Below are 15155 nucleotides of genomic sequence, written 5' to 3'. Positions count from 1 at the left end.
TCTCATGTCCCAGACTGTGTCCGTCATCACGCCAGCCTATGAGGCCCACGCCACAATCGGGACCACCGTGGCCAGCGTGATCGGCCAGACCCACCCCGATTGGCAGCTCTGGATCATTGCCGATGACGGCGAAGACTATGCCGCCGTGCTGGCGGATGCCGGCATCCGCGATTCCCGGATCATGCACATAACCAGTGGTGGCTTGGGCCGTGGTGCCTCCAATGCGCGCAATGTGGCGCTTGAACAGATCAGCACACCCTATGCGGCCATTCTGGACGCCGATGACCGGCTCAAGCCGCAAAAGCTCGAGCTGGCGGTTGCCGCGCTGGCCGAGCACGCTATCGTCACCACAGCGCTCGATGTTATGGACGAGCAGTTCAACCATTTGCGGCTTGTCGGGCAGGGGCCCGATCGTGCGCTGGACCCGGGCCAGCACAAATGGGTCAGCCTTTCCATGGATTCCATGCTGGTCTGGGATCGGCGCCGCGCCGACGGCCGCTATGATCCCACCATGAGCAACATGACCGATCTCGAATTCCTGTTGCAGCTCTATACCAGCGTGCCGCACTCCTACCATCTGGGCACCCCGCTGCACGACTACATCAAGCGCAGCGCATCCATGAGTAATGGCGCCAATGTGACCGCGGGCATGATGGCCTCCAAAGCCACCATTCTGCGGCGCCTGCGTGCTGGCGCCTATGGTCTGCCAGCCGAAGATGTCGCCGGGCTGGAGAAATTTCTCGAGATTTCCCTGGCCGCAGAGCCGCTTTATCCGCCCGCTCTGGCCCGCCAGCCCGGCCTGCTGTTCGAGGATCACCTCGAGCCCCGGCTGCGCTGAGGACAGCAAAGGCCGGCCCCCAAGGGAGCCGGCCAGCATTTGGTCTACGCTGATCTTAGAGTGCGTAGAGGGTCAGGCTGTTCTCTTCGCCGCTGACACCGACGATCTGGTCCAGCGTGTAGCCCTGACGTTCAATGGTTTCCATCAACCACTTATTGTTCTGCACGCGTGCCTTGACGGCGGCTGGGTCGTTGTTGAAGGCCAGCGAGTGGGCTTCGTTTTCATTGACCTTGAGCACGGTTGCGCTCGAGGCTTCCTGGATGGCGCTCAGCGAGCTGATACCGCTCATCACGTCATAGGGGTTCGAAGCCAGCGTAGCGGTCGAGGCGCCGGCAAGCAATGTTGCGGTCAGGGCGGCAATCTTGATCATGTTCATAGTAATTTTCCTTCGCTTGAGGGGGCATGACGCGTTCGCGCGGGCCACAAAGGGCCTTCCGTCGACCCGGGAGGGGAGGTCGGTACGCTAGGCGTCATGCTGAGGTTGAAGTGGGCGACGACGCGGGGTCGTCGGGCAGTGTGGTCAGCCCATTGCGCTGACCGATTTGGCCCGGGCTCTTAGAGTGCGTAGAGGGTCAGGCTGTTCTCTTCGCCGCTGACGCCGACGATCTGCTCGAGGGTATAGCCCTGACGCTCAATGGTCTCCATCAGCCACTTGTTGTTCTGCACGCGTGCCTTTACGGCGGCTGGGTCATTGTTGAAGGCCAGCGAGTGGGCTTCATTCTCATTGACCTTGAGCACGGTTGCGCTCGAGGCTTCCTGGATGGCGCTCAGCGAGCTGATGCCGCTCATCACGTCATAGGGGTTCGAAGCCAAAGCGGCGGTCGAAGCGCCGGCGAGCAGTGTTGCGGTCAGGGCGGCGATCTTGATCATGTTCATAGCAAAATTCCTTTGTAACGCTTGGTGGAGGTCAGTTGCGATCTCGGGAGGAATTACGCACAGCACCCCCTGAAAGTTTCAGCCATGTTCAAAAAAACTGAACACTCCCGCGTGATAATGTCGATAAAGTTCCCGCGGGCCGGGGCTCTGCAGGAATGTTCGGGGGAGGAGAAAAATGTGCGGCGGCGGATTTGCTTGATTGGCTCCGGCAGCTGCACAAGTGGATAACGCAGACCAAACGTGATTGGATTACTCTTCAATGTCGTCAGGAGAAGACAATGACCGTTCTTGGACTGCGCTTCTGTCATGTCGCCGCGCCCGAACACGCATCAGCCATGGCCGCAATATTCGGCAATGGTCTGGCCATGCCGCAGTTGGATCTGACCAAGTTCGGCCTGCCGGGCAACCAGGACGGCTTTACCGGCGCCATCTTTCCTGCCGCTGATAATAGCTGGGTTGAAGTCTGGCCCGAGGGCGAGGGCATGCCAGCCGGCACCATGCTGCAGGTGGTTGTCGATGATGCCGACGCCTATGCCGCCACAGCCCGCGCCAATGGCCTTGAGCCCTCTGGTCCGGTTGATGCGCATGGCGAGCGCATCTATTATCTCAGCCTGCCTGGCGGCCTGCCGATGTCGTTTCAGTCCAGGCGCGCAGATTAGCTGCATATCGACGCCCAGAGTCCACTCCAGGCTCTTGCCAGCCCTGCGCTTTCCGCCTATAGAGCCAACTTCTCCGGATCGCCCGGCCAAAAGGCATGCCGTGGCGATCTCTGAATGCGATGGGCCCAAATCCATCCGATCTGTTATAAGGACCCGCAAAATGCCCAAGATGAAGACGAAATCTGGCGCCAAAAAGCGTTTCAGTTTCACAGCGACCGGTCGTGTAAAGGCAGGCGTCGCCGGCAAGCGCCACCGCCTGATCAACCACAACGCAAAGTACATCCGCACGAACCGCGGTACCAAGATCCTGTCCAAGGGCGACGAGGGTCTGGTCAAGTGGTACATGCCGTACAACCGCTAACGCTGAAAGGAAGCTGACACATGTCACGCGTTAAAAGAGGCGTTACCAATCACGCCCGTCACAAAAAAGTTCTCAAGGCTGCGGAAGGCTATTATGGCCGTCGCAAGTCTACGATCCGTATCGCCAAGCAGGCCGTCGAAAAGGCCGGCCAGTATGCGTATCGCGATCGTCGCATCAAGAAGCGCAACTTCCGCGCTCTGTGGATCCAGCGTATCAACGCTGCCGTCCGTGATCACGGCCTGACCTATGGTCGATTTATCGACGGCCTCAGCAAGGCTGAGATTGCTGTCGATCGTAAGGTGCTGAGCGATCTCGCGATCACCCAGCCTGAAGCGTTCGCCGTGCTGGTCACCAAGGCCAAGGCTGCTCTGGCGTATCTCGAAAGCGTGGACACTGTTACCCACGCTCGCGTCACAGCCTAACTCTCCCCAGCTCTGCTGAGGTCGATTTTGACGCCTTGCGCCGCCCTTTGGGCTGGCGCGGGGCGTTTTGTTTTGGTCTAACGCACCCAGCAATTTTGGAAGTTCAGTAATGTCCCTCGATACCCAGATCGACACCCTGCGCACCGAACTCAGCGCTGCCATCGCCGCAGCTGCCGATGAGGCCGCGCTCGATACCGTCCGCGTCAGTGCGCTGGGCAAGAAGGGCAGCGTCTCGGCGCTGCTTGCCTCGCTCGGCTCCATGGCTCCCGAAGAGCGCAAAAGCGCCGGTCCGGCCATCAATGGCCTCAAACTCGAAATTGCCGGGCTCGTCGAGGCCAAGAGCACAGAACTCAAATCCGCAGCGCTCGATGCCCGGCTCAAGGCCGAGACCGTCGATATCACCCTGCCGCTGCAGCCTGCGCCCACAGCGCGCGGCCGCATTCACCCGATCAGCCAGACCATTGACGAGATCACCGCGATCTTCTCGGACATGGGTTTTTCGATCGCCGAAGGCCCCGATATCGAGACCGACTATCTCAACTTCACCGCATTGAACTTCCCCGAAGGCCATCCGGCGCGCGAAATGCACGATACCTTCTTCATGAAGCCTGGTGCGGATGGCACCAGGAAGGTGCTGCGCACCCACACCTCCCCGGTGCAGATGCGCGTCATGCAAAAGACCAATGAGAAGCCCGCCGCGGCCTATCTGACCCCCCATATCGATCCGCCGATCCGCGTGGTGATGCCCGGCCGCACCTATCGCAATGACAGCGATCAGACCCACACCCCCATGTTCCATCAGGTCGAAGGCCTGGTGATCGACAAGTCCAGCCATATCGGCCAGCTGCGCTGGGTGCTTGAGGAATTCCTCAAGGCCTATTTCGAGGTGCCCAACGTCACCCTGCGCTTCCGCCCCAGCTTCTTCCCCTTCACCGAGCCCTCCATGGAAGTGGACGTGCAGTGCGATCGCTCCGGCGCCGAAGTGAAGATCGGCGAGGGCAATGACTGGCTCGAAATCCTCGGCTGCGGCATGGTCCACCCCAATGTGATCGCCAATGCCGGGCTCGACCCCGACGTCTATCAGGGCTTCGCCTGGGGCATCGGTATCGACCGCATCGCCATGCTCAAATACGGCATGCCCGATCTGCGCGCCTTCTTTGACGCCGATCAACGCTGGATCGACCACTACGGCTTCCGCCCGCTCGATCTGCCCACCCTGTTCGGCGGGCTGAGCAGCTGATCATGACCGACGCGCTGCCCAATCCGGTTTTTGTCGTCACCGACATCGAAAGCGATGGCCCCACGCCCTTGCACAATTCGATGCTCAGCTTCGCTTCGGTTGCCATCGACGCGAACGGCAAGCGCTATGGCGAGTTCGAGGCGGTGCTGCAGCCACGCGCTGACAAGGTGCAGAACCGGGTCACCATGGACTGGTGGGCCACCCAGCCTGAAGCCTGGGAAGCCTCCACGACTGGAGCCGAACCGGCCGAGATTGTCATGCCGCGCTTTGCCGACTGGGTTGAAAGCCTGCCCGGTCCCCGTGTCTTCGCCGCCGCGCCCATGATGTTTGATGGGCTCTGGATGGACCACTATCTCGACAATTTCGCCGATACCCGCGTGCTGGGCGGCCCCTTTGCCCAGCGCCAGATCTTCAAGGGTGGCGGGGTGTGCCTCTACACCATGGCAGGCACCTTGCGCGGCGCGCCTTATGCCGATTGGGGCATGAGCAAGCTGCCAGCCGAATTCTACGGGCATATCGCCCATACCCATAAAGCCATCGACGACGCCCGCGGCTTTGCCAATGTGCTCGTCGAACTGATGAAAATTTCCCGCGCTCTGCCGCCGATTGCCGGCAGCAAGAGCGACTTCCGCTAAGGTGCTGATCTCATGAAATTCACCCTCGACTGGCTCAAGGAGCACCTCGACACCGACGCGTCCGCCGCTGAAATCGGCAGGACGCTGACGCTGATCGGGCTCGAACTCGAAGGCATGGAAGATCAGGGCAAGGCCTTTTCCAGCTTCGTCACCGCTCATGTGGTTTCCGCCGAAAAGCACCCCAATGCCGACAAGCTGCGCGTGTGCAAGGTGGATGCCGGCACGGGTGAACTCATCGACGTGGTCTGCGGTGCCCCCAATGCCCGCACCGGCCTCAAGACGGTCTTTGCCGCCCCCGGCACCTATATCCCGGGCAAGGACATGACCATCGGCAAGGGCAACATCCGCGGCCAGGTGTCCAACGGCATGCTGTGCTCGGATGCCGAGCTCGAGCTCTCCGAGGATCATGACGGCATTATCGAACTGCCCGAAGATGCGCCTATCGGCGTGCCCTACGACAAATATGCCGGCATTGATGGCGTGGTGTTCGATATCTCGATCACCCCCAATCGTGGCGACGCCACTGGTGTTTATGGCATTGCCCGCGATCTGGCTGCCTATGGTCTGGGCACGCTCAAAACCACCGACATGTCGCCTGTTCCCTCAAAGGGACCAAGCCCTATCGCACCGCTGCCGCACCAGTTCAGCGCCGATGAGCCAAAGACCATTCGCCGCTTCGGCGGCCGCTACATCAAGGGCGTCAAGAACGGCCCCTCTCCGGCCTGGCTGCAGCAGCGCCTGCGCGCTGTCGGCCTGCGCCCCATCAACACCATTGTCGACATCACCAATCTGGTCTCGCTGGGCTGGGGCCGCCCCCTGCACGCCTATGACGCCGACAAGATTGTCGGCCAGCCCGTGCTGCGCAATGCCCGCAATGAGAGCTTTGATGCGCTCGACAACAAGACCTACACCCTCGACGAGACCATGACTGTCATCGCTGACGATCAGGGCCCGCTCTGCCTGGGTGGCATCATGGGGGGCATCCGCTCGGGTACCACTGATGAGACGGTCAACCTGTTCATGGAATGCGCTAGCTGGGACGCCGATCTGATCGCCCGCACCGGCCGCAAGACCGGCATTGTTTCCGACGCCCGCTATCGCCTTGAGCGCCATGTTGACCCCGCTTTGACCGACCCCGGTCTGGAACTGGCCACCCGTCTGGTGCTCGAACTCTGTGGTGGCGAGCCGATGGAGCCTGCCATTTCGGGCGAGGACGTTTACGCCAAGACCGTGGTCGATTTCCCGCTCAGTGAGGTCAAGCGCCTCACCGGTCTCGACGTCGAGCCCATGATTGTCACTGCCATCCTCTCCAAGCTCGGTTTTGAGTTGACCGCCAAGGGCGACAGCTTCTCCGCCAAGGTGCCCAGCTGGCGTCCCGATGTGACCCTCAAGGCCGATCTGGTCGAGGAAGTCATGCGCATGGTTGGCGTCGACAATGTGCCCGTCGAACCCCTGCCACGCCTGACCAATGTCGCGCCGCGCATGCTCACCACCATCCAGAACCGCCGCCGCATCGCCCGTCGGGCGCTGGCCGCCCGGGGCTTGGATGAAGCGGTGACATGGAGCTTCATTTCCCACGACGAAGCCACCCGGTTTGGCGGTGGTCAGGAAAGCCTGCAACTGGCCAATGCCATCGCCGCAGACATGACCGATATGCGCCCATCCCTGTTGCCGGGGCTGCTGGCAGCTGCTCGCCGCAATGCCAATCGCGGCGCCGATGATCTGGGCATTTTCGAAGTCGGTCAGGTCTTCCTGTCCGACGCCCCCGAAGGCCAGCATACCTATGCGACCGGCATTCGCACCGGCTCGGCCAAGCTGACCGGCGCAGGCCGTCACTGGTCGGGCAAGGCCCAGCCCGTCGACGTATTCGACGCCAAGGCTGATCTCGCCGCAGCGCTTGATGCGCTTGGCGTTGATATCGACAAGGTTCAGGTGCTTTCCGAGCCCGCTGCCTGGAGCCATCCCGGTCGCGGCGGTCGCATTGCCCTGGGCCCCAAGGTCACGCTGGGCTGGTTCGGCGAACTGCACCCCGCCATGGCGGCCGAGCTCGACATTGACGGCCCCGTCGCCGCCTTCGAGATCGATCTCGATGCTATCCCCGAGCCACGCAAGAAGGCCACCAGGACCAAGCCCGCTTTGGCGCTTTCATCCCTGATGCCGCTCAATCGCGACTTTGCCTTTGTCGTCGATACGTCGGTCTCCGCCGCCATCATCCTTCGCGCTGCCCGCGGCGCCGACAAGGCACTGATCAAGGATGTGACGATCTTTGACGTTTTCGAAGGCAGCCATGTCGGCGAAGGCAAGAAATCGGTTGCCATCGAGGTGACCATCCAGCCCACTGACAAGACCCTGACCGATGAGGACATCGACAAGGTCTCGGCCGCTGTCGTCGCTGCCGTCACCAAAACCACCGGCGGCGTTTTGCGCACCTAGGCGCCACAAACACAACACCACTCCTCCCCCTCTGCAGGGGGAGGTCGGGTGGGGGTGGACGCACCAAACCCAGCACTGGACTTCCCGGCCCCACATCGCTCTTATCCGGCCATGACCGATACCAGCCGATTCCCCGATGTGATGCTGCTGGCCGCGGGCCTTGGCAGCCGCCTGCGCCCCATCACCGACACCATCCCCAAGCCGCTGGTGCCTGTCGCCGGCGTACCCCTGATCGAGCGGGTCATGGACAATGCCAGGGCCGAGGGGGCCAAGCGCTTTGTCGCCAATGCCCACTACCGCGCCGACCAGCTGCTGGCCCATTTTGGCGGCCTGCTCAAGGTTAGCCGCGAGGACGAACTGCTCAATACCGGCGGTGGCATCAAACGCGCTTTGCCCATGCTGGCATCCGATCCCATTGTGGTGATGAACACCGACGCCTTTTGGCCCGCTGGCAGCGACACCCCGCTCGCCCGCATGCAGGCCCGCTTCGCTGAAGGCCGTGCCGAGATCGTCCTGCTCTGCGTGCATCCGCGAGACGCTTCGGGCTTTGCCCGTAGTCACGATTTCTGCCTCTCGCCCAGTGGCGAAATCACCCGCGACTATGGCGCCCCGGTAATCTATGGCGGGGTCGCGATCATGGGCAAATCCCTGTTCAGCGACTCCCCCGATGGTGCCTTTTCGCTCAATGACATTTTCGAGCAATGCCTTGAGCGCGAAACCCTCTATGGCGTCGCCCTTAATGCCCCCTGGTTCCATGTCGGCGATCCGGACGGCCTGGCAGCGGCCGAAGCGCGGCTCGCCCCGGCGGATGCGCCATGACCCTGTTCTCGATTGCCCCCCATGCCCGCTTCATCGCCACCCTGGCCGATAGGGTGATCGATGGCAGCCTGCTTGCCGGCGCTGATCAGACCCAGCCCTTCTGGCTTACCGATGTCACCATCGTATTGCCCACCCGCCGCGCCAAGCTGGCCCTGGCCGATGAATTCGCCCGCCGCGGCCATAGCCTGCTGCCCGATATCCGCACCTTTGGTGGCGAGGTCGAAGACGAAGAACCCTTCCTGCCGCCCTTTGATGCGCCCACGCCTCTGCCCGCTGCATCAGGCCTGGAGCGCCGTCTGGTGCTTTCGAGCCTTGTCGATCAGTGGGCCAATTCGGCTGCTGGCCAGCGCGCCTTTTCCAGTCCGCCGACGGCGGGTGAAATCCTCTCAATGGCCGAGTCGCTGGGCCTGCTGATCGATGATCTGCACACCGAAGAGCGCGGTGCCGCCGAAATCCGTGCCATCGTCCCCGAGATCGAGGCCAATCTGGGCGAATACTGGCAGCAGACCCTGACCTTCCTTGATATCGCGCTGACCTATTGGCCACTGCGGCTCGACGGCAAGAAAGCCGATACCGCCTTTCTGCGCGGCCAGCGCCTCGACCGACAGGCCTTGGCAACGCCGCTGGTCTATGGCGATCGCCCCGTCATCGCGGCCGGTTCCACCGGCTCCATTCCCGCCACGGCGCGCCTACTCAAGGCCATCAACGATCTGCCGCGCGGCGCTGTGGTGCTGCCCGGCCTCGATTGTTCCATGAGCCCGGATGACCACGCCGCTTTGCTGGACGACGCCAACAACCCCCATGGCCATCCCCAGTTCGGTCTGGCCAAGCTCCTGCGATCCATGGGCGCCGCCATTGCCGACGTCACCGAGCTGGCGCCAGACGATCATCCACGTACCACGCTGGTGCATCGCGCGCTGGCGCTGACCAAGGATACCGCCCGCTGGTCGACCCAGCGCCTGAGTGCGGACGAGCTCGATCAAGCCAGTACCGGCCTGTCGGTCATTCGCGCCCGCACCGAAGATGAAGAGGCCCGCGCCGTCGCGCTGGCGGCGCGTCAGGCCCTGAGCGAGCGCAAGACTGTCGGTATCGTCACCCCGGACCGCAATCTGGCCCGCCGCATCGCCGCCGAACTGCGCCGCTTCGATGTCGAGGTCGATGACGCCGCCGGCGTGCCGCTGTTCCAGTCCGCCGCCGGGCGTTTGTTGCGACAAATTCTGGCGCTCGCCACCAGTAACTGCGCCGCCGTCGATCTGATGGCCCTGCTGCGCAATCGCGCCACCCGTTTCGGCCAGTCCCGCGCCGCCATCTCGGCGCTGGCCGACGCCATCGAGCTGGGCCTGCTGCGCGGCCAGCGCGCCAATCCCGGCCTCGCCGGCCTGCGCCAGCTGCTCGCCGCCAATATCGAGGGCACCACCACCCACCCCGCCCGTCGCTTGCACGAAGCAGACCGCGCGCCCATCGCTGCCCTGTTCGACCAGATCGAAGCTGCATTGGCCCCGCTCTTTGCCCTGATGGCCGAAAAGACCATCCACGCTAGTGCCCTCGCCTCGGCCTTGTGCACCGCCTTTGAGGCCGTGGCCGATGGCGCCGACATTCCCGGTCGACGCGAATTGCAGGACTGGGCCAGCCAAATGGCCAGTCTGACCGGCGAGGGTCATATCTTCCAGCCGCGCCAGCTCGATGGTGTGCTCACCGCGCTAATGCTCGGCGCGCAGGTGCGCACCCATGAGGAACGCCGCAGCGACATCACCATCTGGGGTCAGCTCGAAGCCCGCCTGCAAAATCCCGATCTGCTGATTGTCGCCGCGCTCAATGAAGACAAATGGCCCGAACCCGCCGATCCTGGCCCCTGGCTCAGTCGCGGCATGCGTCTGGCAGCCGGGCTCAATCCGCCGGAGCGCCGGCAGGGTCTGGCCGCCCATGACTTTGCCCAGGCGCTGGGCAATTCCGAAATCATCATCGCCTATGCCGACCGCGTCGGCTCCAGCCCCGCCATTGCCTCGCGCCTGCTGCAGCGCCTGCAGGCGTTTGCCGGCACCAAAACGACAAAGCTCTGGGAGCAGCGTGGCGCGCAATGGCTCGACCAGGCTCGCAGCCTTGACGCCGTGCCCCAGACCCGGGCGGCGCCACGGCCTGCCCCCAATCCGCCCGCCAGCACGCGCCCACGCGCCCTTTCGGTCACCGAGATCGAAACCCTGATGCGCTCGCCTTATGACGTCTATGCCAAGCACGTGCTCAAGCTGCGTCCACTCGATCCGCTGGGTGACACCCCCGATGGCCGCGAGCGCGGCACCATCATCCACGACATCTTTGCCGAATTCGTCGAGCAGAAGCACGACGTCATGGCCCCCGACGCCATCGACACCCTGATGGCCATCGCCGCACAAAAATTCTCCGGGCTCGACGCCATTGGTGATCGCCGGGACATCTGGCTGCGCCGCTTCCACACCGCCGCCGTCCAGTTCCTCGATTTCGAACGCGCCCGCGACCCCATGGTGTTTCAGCGTCACGCCGAAATCGATGGCGAGCTCAACCTGCACCTCAGCGAGGCCTTCACCTTGCGCGGTCGCGCCGACCGCATCGATGCGCTCAATGATGGCACGCTAGAAATCATCGATTTCAAGACCGGCTCGCCCCCCACTAAAGGTGCGATGCAGGCCTTCGAAGTCCCCCAATTGCTGCTTGAAGCGCAAATGGCCAAGGCGGGGACGCTCAAGGGCGACATCACGCCCGCCAATACCTCGGCACTCACCTATATCAAGGTGGGTCTCGGCCCCGACGCCTTCATGGCAAAACCCTTCACGCCAGCCGACGGCTTTGACCTGATGGCCGCCGCCGACGAGATCACTGCCCGCATGCAGCGCCATATCGAGTTCTTCCTGATGCGCGACACGCCCATGCCAGCGCGCCTGCTGCCGCTGCCCGGCCAGCGTTTTGCCGGTGCCTATGACCACCTCGCGCGCGTAGCCGAGTGGACCGCCGTCGATGGCGGGGAGGACGCATCATGAGCGATCGCGGCACACTTGTTGTTCCCTTCGATACTTCCGCCCATCAGGCCCGCGCCGCCGATCCGGCCTGGTCGATCTGGGTGTCGGCCAATGCGGGCTCGGGCAAGACCTTTGTGCTCACCCGCCGCGTGCTGCGGCTATTGCTTTCGGATGTGAAGCCCGAGGCGATCTTGTGCCTCACCTATACCAAGGCCGCCGCCGCCGAGATGCGCCGCCGCGTGGCCGGCGAGCTGGCGCAATGGGCATTGCTCGACGATGCCGCGCTGGATGCCGAACTGGCCCGCATTGATGGCCTGCACGTCACCGCCGAACTGCGCGAACGCGCCCGCACCCTGTTTGCCAAGGCGCTCGAAACCCCCGGCGGGCTCAAGATCGTCACCATCCACGCCTTCTGCGAGATCGGTGCTGCACCGCTTCCCGCTCGAAGCCGGGGTGCCGTTCGATTTCGCTGTCATCGAGGATGATGAGCGCAGCGCCATGCTGCTCTCAGCCCGCGAAACCGTGCTCTCGCAGGGGCTCGGCGTCGATGGTGCGGTCGAAACCCTGTTCGAAACCCTCAGCGACGACCAGATCAAGAACGCCATCGATGCCGCTCTCTCCGATGGCCGCAAGCTCAAGCTGGTGCTGGCCGATCCCGAAAAGTCCCGCGCCAATCTGCGCGCCCTGATCGGGGCTGACGCCAATCGCTCAGCCACTGAGATCAACCAGGCGATCATCGCCGAACGCCTCGTTATCCAGGACGATGTCACCAAACTATTTGCAATCTGCCCGCCCGGTGACGGCAATCGCAAGCTTGAAGACAAGCTGGCCGCCCTCGATCTGGGCAAGCCTGATCCGATGGGCTGGTGCGCCGCCTTTCTCAAGGCGGACGGCACCATGCCGGCCCGCCTCGTGGTCAAGGCCGTCAGCACCGCCGATCCCGATCTGGCCGAGCTGTTGACCGCCGAAGCCGAGCGCCTTGCCGGGCTGGTTGCCGCCCGCCGCGCCAGCCAGCTCATCGAACGCAGCGACGCCCTTCTCGATATCGTCGCCGCTGTCGGCAAGCGCTATGACGCCCAGAAGCGCGCCCGTTCGCTGCTCGATTTCGACGATCTGGTCGAGCGGCTTGCCGATCTGTTCCAGAACCAGTCCGGTGACTGGGTGCGCTACAAGCTCGATTCCGGCATCGATCACATTCTGGTCGATGAAAGCCAGGACACCAATGGCGAGCAGTGGCGTGTGGTGCGCGCCATTGCCGAAGAATACTTCGCCGGGGGAGGGGCCGTTGAACGCCCCCGGTCGCTCTTTGCGGTGGGCGACCAGAAGCAGTCCATCTATTCCTTCCAGGGGGCCGAACCCGCTTTGTTCGGCGCCACCGGCCAGGAATTTGCACTCAAGGCCGAAACCGTCGAACGCCCCTTTGAACCCGTGCCCCTGCGCACCAGCTTCCGCACCCTGCCCGAAATCCTGGCCGCCGTGGATCTGGTCAGCGACCGCGACGATATTCAGGCGGCCCTGCTGGAATCCGAAAAGGTGCACCACAATACCGCCCGCACCATGCGTGGGGGCTCGGTCACGCTCTGGCCCCCTACCCAGCAGGTTGCCGATGCCCCGGCCGGTAGCGAGTGGCCCACCACCGTGCTCGAAACCGAGCGCACTGCCCCGCGCCAGATCGCCGAGCGTATCGCTGGCGAGATCAAGACCTGGATCGACCAGCAACGCCCCCTGACCGGTCGTGGCCGCCCGGTCACCGCTGATGATGTGCTCATTCTGGTCCAGTCGCGCGGCCAGGTGTTTCAGGAGGTCATTCGCGCCCTGCGCAAACTCGACCTGCCCACCCCCGGCGCCGATCGGCTGGGCGTCACAAGCCATATAGCGGTCATGGATCTGCTGGCGCTGTGCGATGTGCTGCTCAATCCCGCCGATGATCTGCAACTGGCCGCGCTGCTGCGCTCGCCGCTGTTTGATATCGATGAGGACACGCTCTTCGCGCTGGCCCAGCCCCGGGCCAGAAACCAGACCCTGTGGCAGGCACTGGCCGAACACACGGACCCTGATTGCATTGATGCGGCCCAGCGCCTTGCCCGCTGGCGCGGCGAGCTCGATTTCGAGCGTCCCTTCGAATTTCTCACCCAGGTGCTCTACGCCGAAGGCGGCCTCAAGCGCTTCCACGCCCGCTTTGGCGGCGAGGTCGATGACGTGGTCGCCGAACTGCTCGAGCTGTCGCTCAGCCATGAACAGGGGCCCCAGCCTTCTCTGCAGGGCTTTGTGGCCGACATGCGCCAGCGGTCAGGCTCCATCAAGCGCGAACTGCCCGAAGCCGGGGCCGGCGTCCGTGTCATGACCGTGCATGGCGCCAAGGGCCTTGAAGCCCCCATCGTCATTCTGGCCGATGCCGCCACCAAGCAGCGCAAGCAGATGATCGGCAAGCCGGTCTATCTGCTGGCTGACGCGCCTGGCCCTTTGCTCATTCATGCCTCGGGGACAGCCGACCATGTCGATGCCACCCTGCCCATCAAGCAGGAGATCGACGACAATCTCGAACGCGAATACTGGCGCAAGCTTTATGTTGCCATGACCCGCGCCGAAGACGAGCTTTATGTCACCGGCGCGCTGACGCCGGGTGCTGATGCGGCCAAGCAGCTCGAGGGTAGCTGGTACGAGGCCATTGAAACCGCCCTTCGCCCCCACGCTGAAAGCCAGACCGATGCCCAGGGCACCGAATCGGCGCTGATCTATCCGCGCGAGCGCACCGCGCCCATCGCCATTGGCGCTGTCGCCACCCCGGCCAGCGCCAGCGCCGCCCCGATGGCCTTTGATCCACTCCCCGAACCGCTCACCATTCCACTGGTCTCGCCCTCGCTGGCGGGTAAAAGTGCGCCGTCGGGCCGCGCGCTGGACAGCCTGGCTGAACAGGTCCGCGACGCCGAGGCCGCCCGCCGTGAAGGCATCGCGCTGCATGCCCTGCTGCAGCATCTGGGCAAGCTCGACCCGGCGATCTGGCCCGAAATCGCCGACAAGGCGCTGGCGGCCCTGCTGCCTGATTCGCCCGATGATCACGCGCGACTCGCCACCAAGGCGATATCTATCCTGCAGCGCCCCGAACTGGCGCATCTGTTCGGGCCATCCAGCCGCGCTGAAGTGCCGTTCTTGCTGGATGCGCAGCACAATGGGGGCCCGATTCGCCTCACCGGCAGGATTGATCGACTGGTGATTGACGACCACGGGGTAATGGTGATCGACTATAAATCCGATGCGTCGGTCCCCGGTATGCCCGGCGACGTGCCGGGAAGCTATGTGACCCAGCTCGGGCTATATGCGCTGGTTGCACACCAGCTTTTCCCCGGGCGGGTTATACGTGCAGCAATCCTATGGACAACATTGGAATCATTGATGATTTTGCCCCCAGACGCCCTCACGGCGGGCGCTGAAGGCTTCACCTTGCGGTGATCTTGCTTGTAGCCATGCTGGACTCTCACCAGCTTTGGGCGCAGACAGACCGCCGCTTTAAAACAAAAGGCAGACACCCATGACTACTCATGTTTCCGACGCCAACTTCGGCGAGGAAGTACTCAACTCCAAAGAGCCCGTCCTGGTTGATTTCTGGGCGGAGTGGTGCGGGCCGTGCCGCGCAATCGCTCCCGTGCTCGATGAGCTCTCGACCGAACTGGCCGGCAAGGTCAAGATCGTCAAGCTCAACGTCGACGACAATCCAGGTACCGCCAGCAAGTATGGCGTTCGCTCCATCCCGACCATGATCCTCTTCAAGGGTGGCGAAGCCGCCGACATGAAGATTGGTGCAGGCACCCCCAAGGCTGGCCTCACCAAATGGCTTGAAGGCCACGCTGCCTGATTTCGGGTATCGCGACAGATTTGACACCG

The 15155-nt window shown here is 63.3% G+C and carries 14 protein-coding genes; 12 read left to right on the top strand and 2 right to left on the bottom strand.

Going from position 1 to position 15155, the window contains the following annotated elements:
* Nucleotides 1-4: 4 nt before the first annotated feature.
* Nucleotides 5-838 (top strand): glycosyltransferase family 2 protein, encoded by an 834-nt coding sequence (locus AC0L37_RS17500; protein ID WP_282222487.1) that lies wholly within the window; start codon nucleotides 5-7, stop codon nucleotides 836-838.
* 55 nt (nucleotides 839-893) lie between these two features.
* On the opposite strand, the gene AC0L37_RS17495 is transcribed toward AC0L37_RS17500, so the two are convergent.
* Together AC0L37_RS17495 and AC0L37_RS17490 are read right to left on the bottom strand one after the other, a co-directional pair.
* Nucleotides 894-1214, bottom strand: a complete 321-nt coding sequence (locus AC0L37_RS17495; protein WP_269371712.1) for a hypothetical protein — start codon at nucleotides 1212-1214, stop codon at nucleotides 894-896.
* Nucleotides 1215-1393: 179 nt separating this feature from the next.
* The gene (locus AC0L37_RS17490) at nucleotides 1394-1714 is read right to left on the bottom strand and encodes a hypothetical protein (protein ID WP_212659222.1); all 321 of its coding nucleotides are present in this window, start codon (nucleotides 1712-1714) and stop codon (nucleotides 1394-1396) included.
* Between the two features lie 278 nt (nucleotides 1715-1992).
* Here AC0L37_RS17490 and AC0L37_RS17485 point away from each other — a divergent pair, with 278 nt between their 5' ends.
* The 11 genes from AC0L37_RS17485 (at nucleotide 1993) to trxA (ending at nucleotide 15126) form a co-directional block, all read left to right on the top strand.
* Nucleotides 1993-2373 carry a hypothetical protein gene (locus tag AC0L37_RS17485; protein WP_282222488.1) on the top strand — a complete coding sequence of 127 codons (381 nt, stop codon included), beginning with the start codon at nucleotides 1993-1995 and terminating at the stop codon, nucleotides 2371-2373.
* A 160-nt stretch (nucleotides 2374-2533) separates the two neighbouring features.
* Nucleotides 2534-2734, top strand: a complete 201-nt coding sequence (gene rpmI, locus AC0L37_RS17480; RefSeq protein WP_035099236.1) for a 50S ribosomal protein L35 — start codon at nucleotides 2534-2536, stop codon at nucleotides 2732-2734.
* A 20-nt stretch (nucleotides 2735-2754) separates the two neighbouring features.
* Complete coding sequence (gene rplT / locus AC0L37_RS17475; RefSeq protein ID WP_212659224.1) at nucleotides 2755-3156, top strand: 50S ribosomal protein L20; 402 nt, start codon at nucleotides 2755-2757, stop codon at nucleotides 3154-3156.
* Nucleotides 3157-3265: 109 nt separating this feature from the next.
* Entirely contained in the window at nucleotides 3266-4396 is a 1131-nt protein-coding gene (gene pheS, locus AC0L37_RS17470) for a phenylalanine--tRNA ligase subunit alpha (protein ID WP_282222489.1), read from the top strand.
* 2 nt (nucleotides 4397-4398) lie between these two features.
* Nucleotides 4399-5031 (top strand): DNA polymerase III subunit epsilon, encoded by a 633-nt coding sequence (locus AC0L37_RS17465; protein WP_269371702.1) that lies wholly within the window; start codon nucleotides 4399-4401, stop codon nucleotides 5029-5031.
* A gap of 12 nt (nucleotides 5032-5043) precedes the next feature.
* On the top strand, nucleotides 5044-7464 hold the full coding sequence (pheT, locus tag AC0L37_RS17460) for a phenylalanine--tRNA ligase subunit beta (RefSeq protein ID WP_282222490.1): 2421 nt from the start codon (nucleotides 5044-5046) through the stop codon (nucleotides 7462-7464).
* 54 nt (nucleotides 7465-7518) lie between these two features.
* Nucleotides 7519-8283, top strand: coding sequence for a nucleotidyltransferase family protein (locus AC0L37_RS17455; protein WP_282222491.1), 765 nt, complete (start codon nucleotides 7519-7521; stop codon nucleotides 8281-8283).
* On the top strand, nucleotides 8280-11294 hold the full coding sequence (addB, locus tag AC0L37_RS17450) for a double-strand break repair protein AddB (protein WP_282222492.1): 3015 nt from the start codon (nucleotides 8280-8282) through the stop codon (nucleotides 11292-11294). Before AC0L37_RS17455 ends, addB begins: the two co-directional genes overlap by 4 nt.
* Nucleotides 11291-11758 carry a UvrD-helicase domain-containing protein gene (locus tag AC0L37_RS17445; protein WP_473313542.1) on the top strand — a complete coding sequence of 156 codons (468 nt, stop codon included), beginning with the start codon at nucleotides 11291-11293 and terminating at the stop codon, nucleotides 11756-11758. The genes addB and AC0L37_RS17445 overlap by 4 nt, the downstream gene beginning before the upstream one ends.
* Complete coding sequence (locus AC0L37_RS17440) at nucleotides 11697-14723, top strand: UvrD-helicase domain-containing protein (protein WP_473313541.1); 3027 nt, start codon at nucleotides 11697-11699, stop codon at nucleotides 14721-14723. The genes AC0L37_RS17445 and AC0L37_RS17440 overlap by 62 nt, the downstream gene beginning before the upstream one ends.
* Before the next feature lie 79 nt (nucleotides 14724-14802).
* The gene (gene trxA, locus AC0L37_RS17435; protein WP_212659231.1) at nucleotides 14803-15126 is read left to right on the top strand and encodes a thioredoxin; all 324 of its coding nucleotides are present in this window, start codon (nucleotides 14803-14805) and stop codon (nucleotides 15124-15126) included.
* Nucleotides 15127-15155 lie beyond the last annotated feature (29 nt).

It is taken from the genome of Devosia sp. J2-20 (assembly GCF_055808475.1).
The sequence above is the reverse complement of the archived record's forward strand: the minus strand, read 5'-3'. Positions and strand labels throughout refer to the sequence as shown.